Annotated in this window: 14 protein-coding genes; 11 read left to right on the top strand and 3 right to left on the bottom strand. The window is 40.1% G+C overall.

Features of this window, described 5'->3' with window-relative positions; all coding sequences use genetic code 11:
* The first annotated feature begins 269 nt into the window (after window positions 1–269).
* The gene (gene dnaK, locus CMT41_RS13305; protein ID WP_058027533.1) at window positions 270–2,192 is read left to right on the top strand and encodes a molecular chaperone DnaK; all 1,923 of its coding nucleotides are present in this window, start codon (window positions 270–272) and stop codon (window positions 2,190–2,192) included.
* A gap of 289 nt (window positions 2,193–2,481) precedes the next feature.
* Entirely contained in the window at window positions 2,482–3,606 is a 1,125-nt protein-coding gene (gene dnaJ / locus CMT41_RS13300) for a molecular chaperone DnaJ (protein WP_057181778.1), read from the top strand.
* Between the two features lie 403 nt (window positions 3,607–4,009).
* On the opposite strand, the gene CMT41_RS13295 is transcribed toward dnaJ, so the two are convergent.
* Window positions 4,010–4,477: an Lrp/AsnC family transcriptional regulator gene (locus CMT41_RS13295; protein ID WP_057181777.1), complete on the bottom strand. Its 468-nt coding sequence runs from the start codon at window positions 4,475–4,477 to the stop codon at window positions 4,010–4,012.
* A gap of 283 nt (window positions 4,478–4,760) precedes the next feature.
* Here CMT41_RS13295 and nhaA point away from each other — a divergent pair, with 283 nt between their 5' ends.
* From nhaA to CMT41_RS13275, 4 genes are all read left to right on the top strand, one after another.
* Window positions 4,761–5,930, top strand: coding sequence for a Na+/H+ antiporter NhaA (gene nhaA / locus CMT41_RS13290; RefSeq protein WP_057181776.1), 1,170 nt, complete (start codon window positions 4,761–4,763; stop codon window positions 5,928–5,930).
* A 100-nt stretch (window positions 5,931–6,030) separates the two neighbouring features.
* A complete protein-coding gene (locus CMT41_RS13285; RefSeq protein WP_058027532.1) occupies window positions 6,031–6,564 on the top strand; it encodes an elongation factor P hydroxylase in 534 nt (177 codons plus the stop codon).
* 17 nt (window positions 6,565–6,581) lie between these two features.
* Entirely contained in the window at window positions 6,582–7,745 is a 1,164-nt protein-coding gene (locus CMT41_RS13280; protein WP_058027531.1) for an ATP-NAD kinase family protein, read from the top strand.
* 51 nt (window positions 7,746–7,796) lie between these two features.
* The gene (locus tag CMT41_RS13275) at window positions 7,797–8,108 is read left to right on the top strand and encodes a YfcL family protein (RefSeq protein ID WP_058027530.1); all 312 of its coding nucleotides are present in this window, start codon (window positions 7,797–7,799) and stop codon (window positions 8,106–8,108) included.
* A 25-nt stretch (window positions 8,109–8,133) separates the two neighbouring features.
* On the opposite strand, the gene CMT41_RS13270 is transcribed toward CMT41_RS13275, so the two are convergent.
* A complete protein-coding gene (locus tag CMT41_RS13270) occupies window positions 8,134–9,300 on the bottom strand; it encodes an ABC transporter substrate-binding protein (RefSeq protein WP_198149749.1) in 1,167 nt (388 codons plus the stop codon).
* A gap of 118 nt (window positions 9,301–9,418) precedes the next feature.
* Window positions 9,419–11,476 (bottom strand): FAD-dependent 5-carboxymethylaminomethyl-2-thiouridine(34) oxidoreductase MnmC, encoded by a 2,058-nt coding sequence (mnmC, locus tag CMT41_RS13265; protein WP_058027528.1) that lies wholly within the window; start codon window positions 11,474–11,476, stop codon window positions 9,419–9,421.
* A gap of 257 nt (window positions 11,477–11,733) precedes the next feature.
* Between mnmC and fabB the strand changes: the two genes are divergently transcribed.
* From fabB to truA, 5 genes are all read left to right on the top strand, one after another.
* Window positions 11,734–12,945 (top strand): beta-ketoacyl-ACP synthase I, encoded by a 1,212-nt coding sequence (fabB, locus tag CMT41_RS13260; protein WP_057181771.1) that lies wholly within the window; start codon window positions 11,734–11,736, stop codon window positions 12,943–12,945.
* Between the two features lie 203 nt (window positions 12,946–13,148).
* Complete coding sequence (locus CMT41_RS13255; RefSeq protein ID WP_057181830.1) at window positions 13,149–14,360, top strand: 4-phosphoerythronate dehydrogenase; 1,212 nt, start codon at window positions 13,149–13,151, stop codon at window positions 14,358–14,360.
* Between the two features lie 10 nt (window positions 14,361–14,370).
* Window positions 14,371–15,390, top strand: a complete 1,020-nt coding sequence (locus CMT41_RS13250) for an aspartate-semialdehyde dehydrogenase (protein ID WP_057181770.1) — start codon at window positions 14,371–14,373, stop codon at window positions 15,388–15,390.
* Window positions 15,391–16,120: 730 nt separating this feature from the next.
* Entirely contained in the window at window positions 16,121–19,996 is a 3,876-nt protein-coding gene (locus CMT41_RS13245) for a FimV/HubP family polar landmark protein (protein ID WP_058027527.1), read from the top strand.
* Between the two features lie 86 nt (window positions 19,997–20,082).
* A complete protein-coding gene (gene truA, locus CMT41_RS13240; protein WP_057181768.1) occupies window positions 20,083–20,862 on the top strand; it encodes a tRNA pseudouridine(38-40) synthase TruA in 780 nt (259 codons plus the stop codon).
* The last annotated feature ends 84 nt before the right edge of the window (window positions 20,863–20,946 follow it).

Genomic DNA, 20,946 nt, shown 5'->3' with positions numbered 1-20,946 from the left:
CAGCTCCGTGCATTTACCTTTTAATTGAGCCATACAGCTTGAAGTTGAATGCTACTGCGTTAGTCGAATAAGGTAGATTGTAGTTAAAAAAGCCAGACAAATGTCTGGTTTTTTTATGTTGTTATATAAAGAAAAAATAATATTTATTGTTTTATTTATTAGGAATAGTTGAAAAACATTTTGCTGACCCCACTTACTATTCAACAAACAATTTAATTAATATTACTTTATCTTTTTTAGATAAAGACTAATGAATAGGAGCTCCCAAGATGGGCAAAATAATCGGTATTGACCTAGGAACAACTAACTCATGTGTTGCAGTTTTAGACGGCGACAGTGTACGTGTTATTGAAAATTCTGAAGGCGATCGTACCACCCCTTCAATCATTGGTTATACAGCTGAAGGTGAAATTTTAGTAGGTCAACCTGCTAAACGTCAATCAGTGACTAACCCTGAAAATACTTTATATGCTATCAAGCGTTTAATTGGTCGTCGTTTTGAAGACGAAGAAACTCAACGTGATATTAAAATCATGCCATTTGGCATTGTTAAAGCTGACAACGGTGATGCTTGGGTTGAAGTAAAAGGCAACAAAATTGCGCCACCACAAGTATCTGCTGAAGTATTAAAGAAAATGAAAAAAACGGCAGAAGATTTTCTTGGTGAAACAGTCACTGAAGCGGTTATTACCGTTCCTGCTTATTTTAATGATTCACAACGTCAAGCAACTAAAGATGCGGGTCGTATCGCCGGTCTTGATGTTAAACGTATTATCAACGAGCCGACAGCCGCTGCTCTTGCTTATGGCATGGACAAACAAGAAGGCGATAAGGTTATTGCCGTATACGACTTAGGTGGCGGTACTTTCGATATTTCAATTATTGAAATTGATGAAATGGACGGCGAGCACACCTTTGAAGTATTAGCGACCAATGGTGATACTCACTTAGGTGGTGAAGATTTCGATAACCGTTTAATCAACTATCTTGTTGCTGAATTCAAGAAAGATCAAGGCATGGACTTAACGTCTGATCCATTAGCGATGCAACGTTTGAAAGAAGCGGCAGAAAAAGCGAAATGTGAGCTTTCTTCAGCACAACAAACGGATGTTAACTTACCTTACATCACTGCTGATGCCTCAGGTCCTAAGCACATGAACATCAAAGTAACGCGCGCTAAATTAGAGTCGTTAGTTGAAGACATGGTAAAAGCAACCTTAGAGCCATTAAGAATAGCTCTTAAAGATGCCGACTTAACCGTAGATGACATCGATGATGTTATCTTAGTGGGTGGTCAATCACGCATGCCTATGGTGCAAAAAGCGGTTACAGATTTCTTTGGTAAAGAGCCACGTAAAGACGTTAACCCAGATGAAGCAGTAGCGTGTGGTGCTGCGATTCAAGCGGGTGTTCTTTCTGGTGAAGTTACCGATGTATTACTTTTAGATGTTACGCCATTATCATTAGGTATTGAAACCGCCGGTGGAGTAATGTCCAATGTTATTGATAAAAACACTACTATTCCTACTAAGCAATCACAAACGTTCTCAACGGCTGATGATAATCAATCAGCGGTAACGGTACATGTGTGTCAAGGTGAGCGTAAGCAAGCCTCAGCGAACAAGTCTTTAGGTCAATTTAACCTTGAAGGTATTCCAGCTGCACCACGTGGTCAACCGCAAATCGAAGTAACTTTCGATATTGATGCCGATGGTATTTTGCATGTAACGGCAAAAGATAAAAATACGGGTAAAGAGCAAAAAATTGTTATTAAAGCCTCTTCTGGTTTATCGGATGAAGAAGTAGATCAAATGGTGCGTGATGCTGAAGCTAACGCGGATGTTGATGCTAAATTTGAAGAATTAGTACAAGTACGTAACCAAGCTGATGGCATGATTCACTCTACACGCAAGCAAATTGAAGAAGCAGGTGATGAGTTACCAAGTGAAGACAAAGAGAAAATTGAAACAGCATTGACTGAGCTTGAAGACGTGGTTAAAGGTGATGACAAAGAAGCGATTGATAGCAAAACTCAAGCGTTAATGGAAGCATCAGCTAAATTAATGGAAATTACTCAAGCTAAGCAACAAGCACAAGCTGCTCCTGAAGGTGCTGAGCAAGCAACGGATGCTGCTGCACCTGCAGACGACGTTGTAGACGCTGAATTTGAAGAGGTTAAGGACGACAAGTAAGTCAGTTAAAAAGCTTGTCGCTAGTTAGCTCCATTACGACGTTGTCAGTACTCACTTGGTAAACCAAGCTCCGTGCTTCCGCCTTGTACTGAAACTAACTAGCTTAAAGCTTATTTAACTTTGCTTTATAACGTCTTATGAAAGCGTCGATATTTTTCGGCGCTTTTTGTGTGTTAGTAGAGAAAAAAGTAATTTTTATTTGGTGCTGATTTTCTTGATTTTTTTATCGATAAATTCCGAAAAATGAAGAAAATTAGCCTCAATCAACTTGAAGTAAAGAAACAGATTTATGTCAAAACGTGATTATTATGAAACCTTAGGGGTTAGCCAAAGCGCCACTGAGAAAGAAGTCAAAAAAGCCTATAAAAAATTAGCCATGAAGTATCACCCAGACAGGACTCAAGGTGATAAGGTTAAAGAAGAAACCTTTAAAGAAGTTAAAGAGGCCTATGAGATCCTCAATGATGATCAAAAACGTGCTGCTTATGATCAATATGGCCATGCGGCTTTTGAGCAAGGTGGTCGCGGTGGTGGTGGCGGCGGCGGTGGTTTTGCCCAAGATTTTGGTGATGTTTTTGGTGATATTTTTGGTGGCGGCGGTCGTGGACGTCAGCGCCAACAACGTGGCTCAGACTTACGTTATAATGTAGATTTAACCCTTGAAGCGGCGGTTAAGGGTAAAAGCTTAGAAATTAAAGTACCTACCTTTGTCAGTTGTGAGCCGTGTGATGGCTCTGGTGCTAAAAGGGGCACTTCTGCTAGAACTTGTAGCACTTGTCATGGTCACGGCCAAGTACAGATGCGTCAGGGCTTATTTGCCGTACAGCAAACGTGTCCTACCTGTAGTGGTAAGGGCAAAGTTATTAGCGAAAAATGTACCTCATGTCGCGGTCAAGGTCGTGTTGAGAAAACTAAAACTTTATCCGTTAAAATTCCACCGGGTGTTGATACCGGTGATAGAATTCGTTTATCTGGTGAAGGCGAAGCCGGTGAACATGGTGCACCTGCGGGCGACTTATATGTGCAAGTTAATGTCCGTGATCACGAAATATTTGTTCGTGATGAAAATCACTTATATTGTGAAGTCCCGATTAGTTTTGTTACCGCAGCCTTAGGTGGTGATATTGAAGTACCAACATTAGGTGGTAAGGTTAAGCTGAAGATACCTAAAGAAACACAAACAGGTAAAATGTTCCGCTTACGTGGTAAAGGTGTTAAGTCGGTACGTAGCACTTCTACCGGTGATTTAATGTGTAAAGTGGTACTTGAAACACCCGTTAACTTATCCGGCGATCAAGTGGATCTATTACGTCAATTAGAAGAGAAAATGGCGAATAGTAGTAAAAAACATAGCCCAAAAGAAACTGGATTTTTTGATGGTGTGAAACGCTTTTTTGATGACCTCAAAAACTAACCTATTCGCTCATTGATAATATAAATCCCGCGTTATTAAATAATAGCGCGGGATTTTTTATGGCTTAACTTTTATTTACATTTAATACCAATGTCATTAAATTATTGCCTATGCACTTGGCTCAGGATCGTCATCCCCGTGGTGTTTTAATCGGGGATCCAGTGCATAAAGAGCAATGGATCTTCGATCAGAGACTTCGAAGATGACGTTTACAAAGAGTTCCTGAGTAAACTACATAGGCATGTTAAATTATTGCCCACTTGTGCTGGTTAAAATACTCCAAGGCGGCGTTGCTCTCAATCCCAATAACCCGCTATTGGTCAATCGAGCGCCTTGCCCTGATTTATTTTCCCTACACACAACAAGATCACAAACTTAATGAAAATGGTATAATAGGCAATTGTTACTCGTCAAAATTCGGTAATATGCCACTGCGGCTATGCTCAAAAACCAGTGATGTTTCTACCGTTGTTACTTCTTCGCGAGAAGTAATATTTTTGAAAACAAATTGACGTAAATGCTCACTATCTTTTACCGACATATGAATGTAGTAGTCATAGCTACCACCCATATGGTATAAATTTAATATTTCAGGGTACATTAATAAATCATCGCGTAGGCTATTAACAATTTCTTCTGAATAGGGTTGCAAACGAATAGCGGCAATGGCCTCTATATTACCGCCAATAGTTTTTAAGTTAACATCGATAAATGCCCCCTTTATAACGCCACTTTGTTTTAAGCGCTTTACTCGCTCTAAACACGTTGAGGGCGCAATACCTATTTGGGCTGCAAGTTCTTTATTGGTAATATCTGCATCATCATAAAGTATGGTTAATACTTGTAAATCGATGCTATCAAGCTTTTTCATTAGTCACCTGTAAATTTAATAGCGCTACTTTAGTTAAATATTACACTTAATGGTGGTAGTGAGACTAGTGTAATATAGTAGTAATTTGAATTTTTGACGTTAAAAGTGAAAGTATCCGAATTATTTTTATATTTAAGCCGATATTCTGCTGTTATAACGTGATAAAATTGTTACAAACTTTCACAATGATAATGTTTGCCAGTACCTGCCATTGTGACATATTATGACATAATACTATGGATATCTTTTCCTCCTCAATAGCATAAGCAAAAAAAGGACAACTATGCCAATTTCTACCATTGATACATTTCTGAAAAAAGAATCTGCCAGCGGCATTATATTAATGTTCGCTGCAGTTTTTGCCATGATCTTAGCCAACTCTCCATGGGCTCATTGGTATGCTTTATTACTTGATGTACCCGTTGTTGTTTCCGTAGGAAAACTTGAAATTGCTAAACCTTTATTACTGTGGATTAATGATGGTTTAATGGCGTTGTTTTTCTTTCTTATCGGCTTGGAATTAAAACGTGAATTCTTAGAAGGGGATTTATCACAGCCAGGACAAATTACTTTACCTGCCGTTGGCGCGTTAGGTGGTATGGCAATACCCGCATTATGTTATGTGGCATTGAACTATGATAACCCGAATGCGATAAATGGTTGGGCTATTCCAACCGCTACGGATATAGCTTTTGCCCTAGGTATTTTAGCGATTATTGGCTCCAAAGTACCGTTACAGTTAAAAGTGTTTTTAACCTCGTTGGCTATTTTTGATGATTTAGGTGCGATTGTGATCATTGCCCTGTTTTATACTGAGCAATTATCTATGTTGTCTTTAGTGATAGCAGCCGCGATGTTAACGATTTTATTTACCCTGAATCGTTATAACATTACCAGTACCTCGCCTTATATCTTTATTGGCGTGATTTTGTGGATCGCCGTGTTAAAATCGGGCGTGCATGCAACTTTAGCCGGTGTTGCGTTAGCCTTTTTTATTCCGATGAAAGGTAAGGGTGATGAACCGTCACCCCTTAAATCGTTAGAGGAAAACTTACATACCACCATTGCTTTTGTGGTCTTGCCTATTTTTGCTTTTGCCAATGCGGGTATCAGTTTTGCAGGTGTTGGCCTAGAGCAAATTACTTCACCGGTACCACTGGGTATTATTTTAGGTTTAGTGGTTGGTAAGCAAGTTGGTGTCTTTGGTTTTTGTTTTATTGCCATTAAATTAGGTTTTGCCAAATTACCAACCAATGTTAACTGGAAATTATTGTACGGTGTCTCGCTACTCTGTGGTGTTGGTTTTACCATGAGCTTATTCATCGGTTCATTGGCCTTCGAGCAAAGCGCTAACTCGCCAATTTTCCAAGATAGATTAGGTATTGTCATCGGCTCACTTATTTCCGGTATTATCGGTTACTTTGTTATTAAGAGCGCGGTGAAAAAATTATAAATAGCGGTGTTCACTTGCGTAAATAATTAAAAATGGCGATGGTATCATCGTCATTTTTCGTTACAATAGCCGGTAATAATTTCAGTAAATAAACGTCGTCATGCTGCAGCACAATTACCAAGATCTCATCGCTCTATTCGAGCAAGTTTTTTTTCATCAATATAATACTCGCTTAATCAAAGGTGCTGATGAACCTTTGTATGCACCTGCTGATGAAAACTGTGCTTACCATCAGATAATCTTTGCCCACGGCTATTATGCTAGCGCTTTTCATGAGATTGCTCATTGGTGCCATGCGGGGGAAAAAAGGCGTTTATTAGAAGATTTTGGTTATTGGTATATCCCTGATGGGCGTGATCAAGCGCAGCAGCTTAAATTTGAACAAGTAGAAATAAAACCACAGGCAATAGAGTGGGCGTTTTGTGTTGCCGTTGGGAAAAAATTTGATGTCTCGGTAGATAACTTATCTGGCACGGGCAATACTGACCGTATTGCCTTTAAACTGGCTGTTTATCAGCAAGTGGCAAGGTATTTAAGCTCAGGGTTCCCCCTCGATGCACAATTATATATCGCAGCGCTGGCTGATTTTTATCAAACGCCATTACCATTAACTCGAGCGCACTTTGCGCTGTAGCATTGAACAGAGAAAAAATGACAACATTTAAACTTGGCTTTATCATTAATCCCATTGCTGGTATAGGTGGTAGTGTTGCCCTTAAGGGCAGTGATGGTATGGCGATGCATGCGTTAGCACTTGGCGCAAAACCGCAAGCGAATGCCAGAGCAAAATTGGCTCTGGAAATATTATTACCTTATCAAGATGAAATTGTCATCTACACCGCTAATGAGCAAATGGGGGAACACTGTGCCCGTGAGCTAGGTTTTAACGTAGAAGTACTTTATCAAGCAAAACATAAACACACACAAAGCGATGATAGTCAGTTAGCCGCACAAGCTTTACTCGCCCATGGCGTAGATATTATTTTATTTGCTGGTGGTGATGGCACCGCCCGAGATATAGCCAATGTGGTCACCAACGATGATGATTATCAGCAAGTGCCGGTGTTAGGCATTCCGGCAGGTTGCAAAATTCATTCGGGTGTTTATGCCATTACCCCTAAAGCTGCCGGTCGCGTTATTGAATTAATGGTCACCAAAGAATTAGTTACCTTAACGACAGGTGATGTTATGGATATAGACGAAAATTTATTTAGACAAGGTATAGTCAAAGCCAAGCGCTATAGTGAGATGAAAATTCCCTGTGAACTTCGTTATGTCCAAGCGGTTAAATCCGGCGGTAAAGAAAGTGATGAATTTGTGCTGCAAGATATTGCCGCCACTGTTATCGAAGAAATGGCTGATTATGAAAACCGACAATTTATCATCGGCTCTGGCTCAACGACTGCTTTCTTAATGAGTGAGTTGAGTCTTGATAACACCTTACTTGGTGTCGATATTGTCAGTGAGCAGTCACTTACTGCCGCCGATGTCACTGAAACTGAACTCTATCAAGCTATCACTAATTTTCAAGGTATCAGCAAGCTGGTCATTACCTTAATTGGCGGCCAGGGGCATATATTTGGTCGCGGTAACCAGCAATTAAGCCCTCGTATTATTCGTTTTATTTTAGCGCAGCCTGGGGGCCGTGATAATATTATTATTATCGCCACCAAAACTAAACTAGCGGCCTTGGCTAATAGACCATTGATTAGCGATACCGGCGATAGCGAACTAGATCAACAGCTATCGGGTTTTATGCAGATAACCACAGGCTATAAAGATCAAGTGCTGTATCCACTTGCTAGTCCTCAGTAAAATATACTTAGTAATCCAAACTCATAACTTAACATTTTTAAAGTGATTTACATGTCAAACAATTCAAATAATTCAAACATTGCAAGTAACCTGCTAACTAGTGTTGCTGATTTTTATCAGTATTTAGATGGTTTATTCGATCTAGATGATACTGATAGTGATACCTTATTTGCGGGCGGTTACTTGCGCGGACTGCTTTCTTTAGTCGCGACCAAATTTGGCGATGAGAGCCAAGCTATTTCGAGCGCTCTGATTGAAGAGGTAAATGAAAAAATTACTCAAGCTAAAACTGAGCTATCGCCACAAGATCACGCTATAGTGACTAATTTTTGGCTGAAGGTTCAACAGCGGTTTCCACTTTAGTCCAAGCTTTAGGTACTTTTTATATTTAGAATGAGGGGTTAGTGATTGATGTTACTCTTTTTAGAGATGTTTTTTTTAGCATTTCTAACAAGTTGATCGATGATTTACCCGCTCTAGTGCTATAAAGTTGTGCTAGCCCTTTAAAACTCACTTGGGGCAGTGTTTCGCTTTGTAATAAGTGAATGTATTGATTAATATTTCTTTGGCTAATAAGAGCGAGTTCAAAGCTATTGTAGTGTTCATTGACAAAAATGTTATGACTTATGCCTTGCTCTTCATTATAAATAGCCATTATTGCCATCGCTCCCATCATGAAATGGCCACCAACACTTGCCGTCAACTTATTATTATTTATACTTGCTATTGCTTTTGGCGTCCAATCAAAGCCACCTACTAAAATATCACTCCCTACTACCTTACCAAGGTCTTCAATAGCGTCAACAACAGCTAAGGCCATATGATCAGAGGCACACCAAATGATGTTGATGTTAGGGTAGCGCTGTAACAATTTATGTGTTTTTTTATAAGCGTCTTCAGCAGACCAGCCAGCGTGAACAATTTGCGTTAATTGAGCACCACTTTCATTAACAGCGGCTTGCAATCCGCTATTTCTCAAGGTGGATTCTGAACCATAGTGACCACTAATTCCGGCTACAATAGGTTTTTTATTGTCTGCTTTCACCATATTTATCAATTCTTTCGCTAGCATGTAACCAGCATTGCTATTATTGAAATATATTTCACCAAGCCAATTTTTATATTTACTGCCAGGAGTACCAATAAGGCTCTTTTCTTCTTTAGCTATGGTTTGCTCTAAGGTTATCACTTTCACTTGTTGTTGCAGGAGAAAATCCATCGTTAATTTTCCATGGCCAGGATAGTTTAATAAGACAATGTAATCTGGGGCGGGGTTCTGCTCAAAGTACTTTGTTAATTCTTCTAGTTGAAAAAAACGCGTGCCATAACCATAAATAATTGCTAAGTCGATATTTAGCTCAGTAGCGGCTTGTTTGGTTATCAGCTCTATTTTATGCCAAAAAGGGTCGTTTTCAATGGATGGGTTAACAAATAAAACCCGTATTTTATTGGCAGTGTTTTTTTCAGTGTTACTTTCGCCAATGTTAGCTGCAATGCTACTTTCAGTAATGCTGTTTTCACTTGCCAAAGAATAATGGCAAAATAATCCCAGCATAATTACGAGTACCAACTGTTGTAATGCCTTGTTAATACTGGTTGTTATTTTGATGTTTTTGAACATAGTGAGCAAAAAATTCGATGGAGATTACCTACAGTTTACACGAACTTTACGGCTAGACTTTTCTTTTAATAATGTCCCTGATGATAAAGCGGTTCGGGCTTAAGTTAAATAACTTGCTGTTATCCATAGGGTAGGGGGTATTACATAACTCTGCTGTTAAAATATCGGCCGCTAAAGGCGCTGAGCATAAACCGCGGGCACCTAAACCAAGTAATACATAAAGGTTATCTATACAGGGTGCAGGTTGGCTATATTTCCAATTCTTATCCTTGGCTAAATGAGGGTAAGCTTTTATATGTTCGCTGATATTGGGTACTGCGCCAACGAGGGGCAGGTGGTCTTGCGACATACAGCGTAACCTTGCCTTACTTGATGCAATATCTTGCTCTTGCCAATTAATGGTCGCGGATAACTCGGGTAAACACTTAGCTAACATCGTTAGATTATAACTATCGTCAGCTTTATTGGTGTTGATATTGGTATCATTTTTCTGAAACGTTGCGCCTATGCAGTGGATACCGTTATTTTCGGGCGTTAAATAACCTTTATGACAAATAACGGTCGATAGTTTCTTTATCTTACTATTACTTGCCATATTCGTGACTTGACCACGAGTAGCGGTCAGCGGTAGCGCCTGTAGTTGTTCAATTTCAATGGCATCAGCGCCTCCGCATATTACCAAAACACTGGCGTTAAATTCCCCTTGCTTACTCGATAAGCACCATGAGCTGTTACTTTCCCCTTTAGTGCTCACATCTGCAGTAGTGCTAGCAACTTGTCGTATTTTGGTGATATGGGTATCGGTCACTATATCTAAAAGGTTACTTGCTTTCGCTGCATTAAAAATTTGTTTAACTAAGTGCTGCGGTGACAGCCAACCAGCACTTGGCATAAACAGACCGCCATAAGGTAGGTCTATATTGGCAAGCTTGCTGGCCTGCTTGGCATTGACGCCATGGATAAGCTTTTTAGGCCAAGTATTTAGCTGTTCAAATGCTTGTTGTCTTTTAGTTAAGGCTTCTTTATAAGAGACTTCCAATAAACCACACCACTGATGGGGGAAGGAAAAACCTTGCTCAGTAATTTCATGGTATAGCGCTTTAGCACGCCAGAAGGCTTGCTGATAAAAAGAACTGATATCATCGGCTTGTTGGTGCAGTAAAGGGTATAAAGCGGCAATAGCATTACTAGAGGCGCCTTGGGCCAGAGCGCTATCTTTACAATACAAGGTAACTCTTATGCCTTGTTTAGTTAGTGCATAAGCCGCACAGGCTGAAGCGATGCCGCCGCCGATAATACTGACATGTTGAGGCTTGGTAATACGTGGTCTTAATTGATAACCTTTATTTGTTAAGGGGTTACTTTGCCTGACAGCGTAAAACATGGCTCTATTTTCACCTGCACCAGCTTGATTTTCAAAGCGAAAGCCGATTTCGTGCAACTGTTTTGGTGAAAAGTCCGCTAGGGGCATAGTGGTAAGTGTTGCTTGCTCTTTTGCCAGTCGGCCAATTTGGCTGACTAGGGCTTTGCTGTACAGGTCAGGATTTGTTTTTGCAGAAAATTCAGCTAAATACCAAGCATCGACTAAGCCTTGTTGGCCACATTTTAGTGAAGATAAAGCTTCGGCTGCCTCATCAAATATCAGGGTTAAACGCACTTGGCCATTTAAAAAACTTGCCTGAAAATCTTGCTGGAATTGTTCAACAGCACAATCCGGGTAACTATTAGTGAGTGCTAACGCTAGTTCCTCTAGTTGCGGAAATTTAGCTAAAGCCTGGATAAATTGCTCTTTTGAGCGTGGATACTGCTCAACACTAATAAAATGCAAAGGAGCAAGTGGGCTCGATGAATGTAGTTGCGCTTTTTGGTACGCCTGTAAGGTTAATAAAAAATTTAAGCCAGTAGCAAAGCCTATTTCAGCTACAGTAAAAGTTTGCTTAGCCGTTTGTAAACGACGTTTTATTTGATTTTTTTGAATGAAAATCGAATCACATTGCCGATAAGCTGACTCACTATCAAAATAAAAGGCATCAAAACGCTGGCAATAGGGAGTAGCATCTTCTTGATAGGATAATTTACTGCTTTTATATGTTTTATCTGGTTTTTTCATGAAAAATTCTTTTGCTTAAGTGATAAAAGTAGTACATATTTAGCTTAGAGTACCTTATCTATTTTACCTGACATATTGATTCTAATCAGAAAGTAATAACAGATAGTTAAAATGTCATAGATATATTAGAATGGATATTATATTATAGTGTACAAGTGTACGCTGGTTTATGTTGCCATGAGCAACTAGTAATACCAGTTCGACGGCTATTACGAGTATAATAGCGCAAAATTTTATAATTATAGATGGTTAGTTAAATGAAACGTGTCGTAATAACAGGCTTAGGTATTGTCTCAAGTATTGGTAATAATGCTGATGAAGTATTGGCCTCATTAAAAGCTGGTAAGTCAGGTATCACTTACTCGGATAGTTTTGCTGAGCAAGGCTTGAAAAGTAATGTTTGGGGAAAACCTGATCTGGTGATTAAAGAACATATCGACCGTAAAGCGGTACGTTTTATGGGTGATGCGGCAGGTTATGCTTATATAGCTATGGAACAAGCGATTAAAGATGCCAAATTAACCGAAGAACAAATCTCCAATGTACGTACGGGTATTGTTGCCGGTTCAGGTGGTGCATCATCAGAGAATATTGTTGCCTCAACAGATACCCTGCGTACCCGTGGTATTCGTCGCGTTGGTCCTTATGCCGTGCCTAAAACTATGGGCAGTACTGTTTCAGCTTGTTTAGCCACTCCCTTTAAAATTAAAGGTGTTAACTACTCAATTAGCTCTGCTTGTGCAACCAGTGCTCACTGTATTGGTAACGCGATGGAATTAATCCAATTAGGCAAACAAGATATTGTTTTTGCAGGTGGTGGTGAAGAAGTTCATTGGTCACTAGCGATGATGTTTGATGGAATGGGCGCATTATCAGCAGGTCGTAATGACACACCTGAATTAGCATCTCGTACCTATGATGCTGACCGTGACGGTTTTGTTATTTCTGGTGGCGGCGGTATGGTTGTTGTTGAAGAACTTGAACATGCTCTTGCCCGTGGCGCACATATTTATGCTGAACTTGTTGGTTATGGTGCAACTTCTGATGGCTATGACATGGTCGCACCTAGTGGTGAAGGCGCAGTGCGTTGTATGAAACAAGCAATGCAAGGTGTGGAAGGTAAAATTGATTACTTAAATACTCATGGCACTTCAACGCCTGTTGGCGATGTTAAAGAATTAGGCGCTATTCAAGAATTATTTGGTGATGATTCACCGGCAATTAGTGCAACTAAAGCAATGACAGGTCATGCTCTTGGTGCTGCTGGTGTTCACGAAGCTATTTACTCAATTTTAATGATGGAGCATAGCTTTGTCGCACCATCAATCAATATTGATAATTTAGATGAAAAAGCTCATGGCTTAGATATAGTGACTGAAAAGCGAGATGTTGAACTAAATCTCATTATGTCTAACAGCTTCGGTTTCGGTGGAACTAATGCCACCTTGGTGATGAAAAAATATAAATAGCTTTATATTGCAGTAGTAAAGCTGCTCACTTGCTACGTAATTTAAAATAAACCATGTTAAGCGCCTGCTTGATGTGGTTTTTTATTTGTACAATAGCTTAATCTAGCTTTATCTAGATGAATATTCTTGGCTTACCTAGCGCTTAATAGCTAAATTAGCGTATAATTGTGCACATTAATGCCATTAGCCAGTTAGTTCAAGCCATGAAAATATTTTTTGATGAAAATATGCCCTTTGCCCAAGAGTTTTTTAGTGAACTCTGTCACCTTAATAGGGGTCATAATGGCGACGAGCTGGGGGAATTAATCCCTTTTTCTGGACGAACATTAACTGCAGAGCAAGTTGCCGATGCTGATGTCCTACTCGTGCGTTCGATTACCCAAGTTAATGAGCAGTTACTTCACCTTAACGATAAACTCTCTTTTGTTGGTAGCGCCACCATAGGCACAGATCATATTGATCAGCATTATCTAGCAAAACGCAACATACCCTTCCATTCAGCGCCAGGCTGTAATGCTATTTCGGTGGCTGAATATGTATTAAGTGCCTTAGTGGTGTTAGCTGAACGTTATCTACTTGATTTATCGTCATTAACCGTTGGTATCGTTGGTGGCGGCAATACCGGCAGCCGTTTAAGTGAGAAGCTACTGGCCTTGGGTATTGAACATAAAATATGTGACCCCTTGCTAGCAGAAAAACAGGCAGAAAATCAGCGTCAACAGCAAGGGCAAGGTAAGCGTATTGACCGTACAGATAAAAGAAAATATGTATCACTTGCGGAAGTATTAGCTTGTGATGTCATCTCTTTACATGTGCCTAAAATTGTTGGTGGCGCACACCCAACATTTCAATTATTAAATGAAGAAAATCTTGCTCAGTTGCGCGATGAGCAAATATTAATTAGTGCTTGTCGTGGGGATGTGATTGATAACCATGCCTTACTAGCGCTTAAACAGGCTGGTCATGGGCTGAAAATTGTGCTCGATGTATGGCAAGGAGAGCCAGACGTCCTTGAGGCCTTAATTCCTTATACTGAAATAGCCACGGCACACATTGCTGGTTATAGCTTAGAAGGAAAAGCTCGTGGCAGCGAAATGCTCTATCAGGCATTATGTCAACAGCTTAAAATTGAGCCAAAATATCAATTAGCCAATTTTTTACCGCCAGCAAGTATTCCAGCAATTGAAATAAATGAAGATTTTAGCCAAATACTACTAAACCAGTTAGTTAAAATGGTTTACGATGTCAGGCGAGACGATGCAATATTTCGTCAACAATTATTCACTCAAGGTTTCGATAGTTTACGGAAAAACTACCCCGTTCGCAGGGAGTTTTCCGCGGTTACTGTAACCTTGTCACCCAATACCGATAGTGATGTGCCACATCGCTTAGGTTTTAGTAAAACGTCCAACTAGAGAGAGAATCATGGCACAGAAATTTGATGTATGTATACTTGGCGCAACAGGATTAGTTGGCAAAACAATTATGGAAATCTTGGAAGAAAGAGATTTCCCCATTAATAAACTCTACCCATTAGCAAGTGCTCGCTCTGCGGGTGAGATCATTGAGTTCAAAGGTGAAAGTATTGAAGTGCTTGACGCTGAACATTTTGATTGGAGCCTAGCACAAATTGGCTTCTTCTCAGCGGGCGGCGCTACTTCTGCTAAATTTGCGCCTATAGCGGGTGAAGCCGGTTGTATTGTTATCGATAATACCTCTGAGTTCCGTTACGATGCAGATATTCCTCTTATTGTGCCTGAAGTTAATCCAGAAGCCTTAGTGGATTACCGTAATCGCAATATCATTGCTAATCCTAATTGTTCAACCATTCAAATGATGGTGGCGTTAAAGCCTATTTATGATGCCGTTGGTATTAGCCGGATAAATGTTTGTACCTATCAATCGGTATCTGGTGGTGGTAAAGAGTCTATGGATGAATTAGCGAAACAAACCGCTGATTTATTAAGTGGCAAGCCAGTGAAAAGTAAAAACTTTTCTCGCCAAATCGCTTTTAATGTTATTCCACAAATTGATGTCTTCTTAGAAAATGGTTACACCAAAGAAGAAATGAAGATGGTTTGGGAAACTAAGAAAATACTCGGTGATGAAAACGTTTTAGTTAATCCTACCGCAGTGCGTGTTCCGGTATTTTTTGGTCATGGCGAAGCCCTGCACATTGAAACTAATTCTCCTATTTCCGCAGAAGAAGTTAAAGACTTGTTAGAGAAAGCTCCCGGTGTCGTTCTTTGTCGTAATGATGAAGATTTTCCAACCCAAATTAGTGATGCTAGTGGTAAAGATGGAACTTATGTTGGTCGTATTCGTGAAGATATCAGCCACAATTGCGGCATAAATATGTGGGTTGTTGCCGATAATGTCCGCAAAGGGGCGGCAACGAATAGTGTACAAATTGCTGAGTTATTGGTAAAAGATTATTTAAGCTAGTGACTTAAGGTTGTTATACCCGTTACCATTCAAGATGCATGTTTCAGAGTGCTTGAGCAATTTCAATGCAAGGCGCTGTGATGAAATAATGGTTGTTCAGGAGAATATGCTCCTGCATTCTCTAATAAGCTACATCCATGTCGCGTCATTATGAGTTACAGCAACGATGAAGTGATGTTGCTCAAACGCTTCTTCGATGGGTTTAAAATGACTTTATACCGCGTTAAATAATGAAACCATAGAATGACTATGCTTCAATGATTTCCCTTGCTTAAAGCCCTTTTAATTCCCACTGAAATCGAGCACTTTGAATGGTGACGGGTATAACTACGATAAATTAAGTTAACAAAAGTTAAGTACACTCAATCAATAAAACTCGTCGTTCATTATAGCCATTAATGAACGACGAGTTTTTTCGCTTAAGCCAGCTAATCCCTTTAGATAAAAGTATTGCTCAGGGCAATGCTGTCATCGTTAAAGCCTGTAACTAAGTATTAACCAAGCCATATTTTTTGGAACTTTGTTTACCGGACAGTTACAAAAACAGAAGACTTATTGAGTGAATTTGCTATTATCTTGTTAGTTAATGCTTTTTTGGAATAAAGATTGCATTTTATCTGTTAGATAAGCTTTACTAGGTAAAAGGTGAAGTAATGCGGTGTTTTTTTGGCGCAAAATATAATAGTGCCCATAAGATAAAATAGTTAAATTAGCTTAATTAGGAATCCTGATGCAAAAATTATTACGCCTGTGCCTATGGCAGGCGATTATTATTGGCATACTTACGGCTCATTTCCCCGTTATTAGTGCAGAAGAAGAGCGCGGCATTCGCATGCGTGGACCTAAAAGTAGTGATGTTTTTCCTTATGACCGATATGGTCCCATCACCTCTAAAGATACTTTGTGGAATATTGCCACTAGAATTAAGCCTGATACTCGCTTGAGTGTTTACCAAGTAATGCAGGCGCTATACCAAAAAAACCCACAAGCGTTTGTTGATAGTAATATCAACCATTTAATTGAGGGGCAATATTTAAAAATCCCATCGTTTAATAACATGATGGCAATTAATACCGAGAGTGCCAAAAAGAAGTCAGCGCGTGATAGTAAAGCTTGGCTAAAAATTCAACCTAAAGCGACTAACAAAATAGTAGCGCAAGAGCCGACCATTAATAAAAAAGATTTAGAGACGGTAAAAACTGAAATTAAAGAGCAATTACAAAAAATTGATGGTCAGCAACAAAAACGTTTAGAGAACATTCAAAATGATATCTCAGATTCTATTGATGGCCTGCAAGCAATTTTAAGAGAAAATGAAGCTTTACGTCTGCGACTCAACTCTTTTAATGACACGCTTGACGTCATGCAAAATGAGGTAGCTAAAGGTAAAGAAATTAAGTTGCAAATGGACGACATGATCAAATTGCAGCAAGCCTTACTAGCAAAGGCGGAAGCTAGAGAACAGCAGTTATTATTAGAACAGCAACAGGCCGCGCTGGCAGAGCAAGATATAACCTCAAGTTTATGGTTTAAAATTGTCATGGGTACCATGCCTGCTCTTTTAATTCTCGCCTTATTAGGCTTTTTGTTTAAGCGTAGGCAACAAGCATCGGATGAAGCTTTTTTCAGTGAGTTAGATAGCAAAAAGAAAACACCTAGCCCTAAAGCTAAAAAAGAAACTGTCGTTGAAGAGGAACTATCACTTGATAATGAATTGTCATTAGACGATGAGTTGAACTTGGATGATGAGCTTGATTTGAGTGATGACTTGTCATTGGATGATGAACTATCCATTGATTTAATTGACAACGATAGTGATGCCATTCATTTAGATGAAGACGATAGTTTAGATGATCTCGACGATCTTGAAGATATACTACTCGATGATGGTAGCGACGATGATATTCTTGAGGGCGGGACGTTGGCTCAAGATGATTTAGACTCCTTGTTAGCAGGATTAGATGATGAATCGCCGGCCTCGGAAAAGCCTTCAGCCGATGATAAAACCAATGAAGAAGCCGATGAGCTTGCTGGTGGTGAATTAAACCAAGATGACTTAGATGATTTGCTTGGTGGTTTAGACGATGAGGTACCAGCTGTTGAAGAGCCTGCCAAAGAAAAAGCCGAAGCTGCACTCGATGAAGTAAATGAACAGGAAGTTGAAGAAAAAAATGACCAAGCAGAAGAGCTTGCTGGTGGTGAATTAAACCAAGATGACTTAGATGATTTGCTGGGTGGTATTGACAAACTTGATGATGAAGAGCCAGCGAAACAACAAGTCACAGCAGCCGCCAAAGAAGCCCCTATTGAAAAAACAGCAGAAAAAATAACCGAAGAAAAAGTAGCAGCGGATGTCACTGATCCAGATGATATCGATGCGCTACTTGCCTCTGTTTCTGCTCAGGGAAGTGATGCGGCAAGTGACTCAGTTGCTGAACAGCCGGTCGAAGCAGCCGCTAAAGAAGCCCCTATTGAAAAAACAGCAGAAAAAATAACCGAAGAAAAAGTAGCAGCGGATGTCACTGATCCAGATGATATCGATGCGCTACTTGCCTCTGTTTCTGCTCAGGGAAGTGATGCGGCAAGTGACTCAGTTGCTGATAAGCGGGTCGAAGCAGCCGCTAAAGAAGCCCCTATTGAAAAAACAGCAGAAAAAATAACCGAAGAAAAAGTAGCCGCAGATGTCACTGATCCAGATGATATCGATGCGCTACTTGCCTCTGTTTCTGCTCAGGGAAGTGATGCGGCAAGTGACTCAGTTGCTGATAAGCCGGTCGCAGCAGCCGCTAAAGAAGCTCCTATTGAAAAAGCAGCAGAAAAAATAACCGAAGAAAAAGTAGCAGCAGATGTCACTGATCCAGATGATATCGATGCGCTACTTGCCTCTGTTGCTGCTCAGGGAAGTGATGCGGCAAGTGAGTCAGTTGCTGATAAGCCGGTCGAAGCAGCCGCTAAAGAAGCCCCTATTGAAAAAGCAGCAGAAAAAATAACCGAAGAAAAAGTAGCAGCAGATGTCACTGATCCAGATGATATCGATGCGCTACTTGCCTCTGTTGCTGCTCAGGGAAGTGATGCGGCAAGTGAGTCAGTTGCTGATCAGACGGTCGAAGCAGCCGCTAAAGAAGCTCCTATTGAAAAAGCAGCAGAAAAAATAACCGAAGAAAAAGTAGCCGTAGATGTCACTGATCCAGATGATATCGATGCGCTACTTGCCTCGGTTTCTGCCCAGGGAAGTGATGCGGCAAGTAACTCAGTTGCTGATCAGCCGGTCGAAGCAGCCGCTAAAGAAGCCCCTATTGAAAAAGCAGCAGAAAAAATAACCGAAGAAAAAGTAGCCGTAGATGTCACTGATCCAGATGATATCGATGCGCTACTTGCCTCGGTTTCTGCTCAGGGAAGTGATGCTGTTGATGATTCGGTAAGTGAAGACGTCGCTGACCAGTCAGCTGAACTTACCGACCCAGATGACATTGATGCTTTGATTGCCTCAATGTCCGATCATGCGCCAACGCCCTCAATATCGGCAAAAACAGCAGTGCCAGACGAAACATCGGCTATGGCAATGGACGAACAGGGCACTAAGGAAAACGATAGTGGCTTGAGTGCTGAAGAGTTACAAATCCAAAAGGAAATCGCAGAAAATGAAGCTAAAATTGCTGAATTTACCGCTGAATATGTCACGCCATTTCTTACCGCAGATTTTAGCGATATTCTGGCCAAGAAAAATGACGCTGAATTAACTGATGAAACAGTAGCGAGTAGTGAAAGTGCTGCCGTAGATGATGAGTTAGATATTGATGCCCTTATTGCTGATACACAAAGCGAAAATGAAGTTGGGCAAAATGAGCAACAAGGCACTCAAGAAGATATTGGCGATAGCTTAACGGACTATATGAGCAATGAAACAGCTAATGGACAAAGTGATGAATCATTCACTGAGTCGGCATTAAGTCAATTGTTAGTCGAAGAGGGGCTAGATAAAACGGCTGAGCAATCAGGGCAACCAACAGAAATAAGTCCTTTAAATGCTATTGATCTTGCTCCTGACTTTTCTGACGAAGAGGTCTTAGCTGACTTATTGGCCGAGACTACTGATGCAGACGAAGAAGCACACCCAGAACAAACGGCTGATTTAGACATAATTACCGAGTTAGATAATGTTGATTTTGATGAATTGTTAGCAAATATTGAAGAAGAGTCTGCCACTGCCTCAACAGCGGTTGATGTGGTTGAACTAACCCTTAATGATATTGATGATGATTTAATTGATGACAGTCTTGGCAAAAGCATTGAAAGCATCAAAGAAGCTGAGGCAACAGAGGACTACGTCTCTGTTGATGAACTGCTCTCTGAAAGTTTAGCCAATACAGATGCCTCTGAGCCTTACGAAAAGACTAATATTGAAGGTGTTTTAGGTCGATTTTCCGACAATAATAGTGGTATTGATGTTGATAAAGATGGCTCAATGTCAAGTAAGTTAGATTTGGCAAAAATGTATATAGAGATGAGTGATGAAGAAAACGCTGAAGTAATCTTGCAGGAAGTCATTAAAAAAGGTAACAAAACTCAGCAAGTGGCAGCACAAACACTATTAGATACATTGTAAGGCGCTAATATAAAATAGTATAACGGGATAAAATAAAGGATAATGCGCAGCGAAAATAATCGCCTCACTAAACAAGGTAGGTTTGCATGCGTTATGCGTTAGGTATTGAGTATGATGGTAAAAATTATTGTGGCTGGCAACGGCAAATTAACGCTATCACTGTACAAGAAAAAGTAGAGAAAGCCTTATCAAAAATTGCCGATGAAGCTATAGAGGTTGTTTGTGCAGGGCGTACTGATACCGGCGTTAATGCCACTAATCAAGTAATCCATTTTGATACCTCTAAACAACGTAAAGATATCGCTTGGACTTTGGGCGTTAATACTCACTTACCTGCTGATATCGCTATTTCATGGGTGAAGCAAGTTGATAACGAATTTCATGCGCGTTTTAGTGCCACCGCGAGAAATTACCGTTATATCATCTATAATAAACCGCTACGTTCAGCTATATTAAGCCACGGCATCAGCCATTGTCACTACGCCTTAGATGAAAAACTTATGCAGCAAGGCGCTGATCATCTTCTTGGGCAACATGATTTTACCTCTTTTCGAACCGTACATTGCCAATCTCACTCTGCGGTTCGTACGATAAAACATTGTCGGGTGACTCGACAGGGTGATTACCTTGTTATTGATATCAAGGCGAATGCTTTTTTGCATCATATGGTAAGAAATATTGTTGGTAGTTTAATGCGTGTGGGTCAATCACAAGAAACAACCTTTTGGATAAAAGAGGTACTATTGGCTAAAAATCGCTGTGTTGCTGGCGTTACGGCCCCACCGGAAGGGTTATATTTTGTTGATGTTGATTACCCCGAAAGTTTTAACTTGCCTAAAAGTCGTTTAGGGCCACTATTTTTATAAGAAAAAAAAGGTGGTAAAATCATGGTTTTCACTGAACAGACCAGTTTTTTCTATATTCTATAGGGTATAGTATGCTCTAATATG

It is taken from the genome of Colwellia sp. MT41 (genome assembly GCF_001444365.1).
Taxonomy (GTDB): Bacteria; Pseudomonadota; Gammaproteobacteria; order Enterobacterales; family Alteromonadaceae; genus Colwellia; species Colwellia marinimaniae.
Note: the sequence above shows the minus strand (reverse complement) of the source record. Positions and strands in the feature narration are given on the sequence as shown.

Excerpts from the sequence above, each read along its gene's own strand:
- CMT41_RS13245 (WP_058027527.1), top strand. The coding sequence starts at position 16,121 with ATGCAAAAATTATTACGCCTGTGCCTATGGCAGGCGATTATTATTGGC.
- CMT41_RS13255 (WP_057181830.1), top strand. The coding sequence starts at position 13,149 with ATGAAAATATTTTTTGATGAAAATATGCCCTTTGCCCAAGAGTTTTTT.
- dnaK (WP_058027533.1), top strand. The coding sequence starts at position 270 with ATGGGCAAAATAATCGGTATTGACCTAGGAACAACTAACTCATGTGTT.
- CMT41_RS13250 (WP_057181770.1), top strand. The coding sequence starts at position 14,371 with ATGGCACAGAAATTTGATGTATGTATACTTGGCGCAACAGGATTAGTT.
- CMT41_RS13295 (WP_057181777.1), bottom strand. The coding sequence starts at position 4,477 with ATGAAAAAGCTTGATAGCATCGATTTACAAGTATTAACCATACTTTAT.
- dnaJ (WP_057181778.1), top strand. The coding sequence starts at position 2,482 with ATGTCAAAACGTGATTATTATGAAACCTTAGGGGTTAGCCAAAGCGCC.
- fabB (WP_057181771.1), top strand. The coding sequence starts at position 11,734 with ATGAAACGTGTCGTAATAACAGGCTTAGGTATTGTCTCAAGTATTGGT.
- mnmC (WP_058027528.1), bottom strand. The coding sequence starts at position 11,476 with ATGAAAAAACCAGATAAAACATATAAAAGCAGTAAATTATCCTATCAA.
- CMT41_RS13275 (WP_058027530.1), top strand. The coding sequence starts at position 7,797 with ATGTCAAACAATTCAAATAATTCAAACATTGCAAGTAACCTGCTAACT.
- CMT41_RS13280 (WP_058027531.1), top strand. The coding sequence starts at position 6,582 with ATGACAACATTTAAACTTGGCTTTATCATTAATCCCATTGCTGGTATA.
- CMT41_RS13270 (WP_198149749.1), bottom strand. The coding sequence starts at position 9,300 with ATGCTGGGATTATTTTGCCATTATTCTTTGGCAAGTGAAAACAGCATT.
- CMT41_RS13285 (WP_058027532.1), top strand. The coding sequence starts at position 6,031 with ATGCTGCAGCACAATTACCAAGATCTCATCGCTCTATTCGAGCAAGTT.
- truA (WP_057181768.1), top strand. The coding sequence starts at position 20,083 with ATGCGTTATGCGTTAGGTATTGAGTATGATGGTAAAAATTATTGTGGC.
- nhaA (WP_057181776.1), top strand. The coding sequence starts at position 4,761 with ATGCCAATTTCTACCATTGATACATTTCTGAAAAAAGAATCTGCCAGC.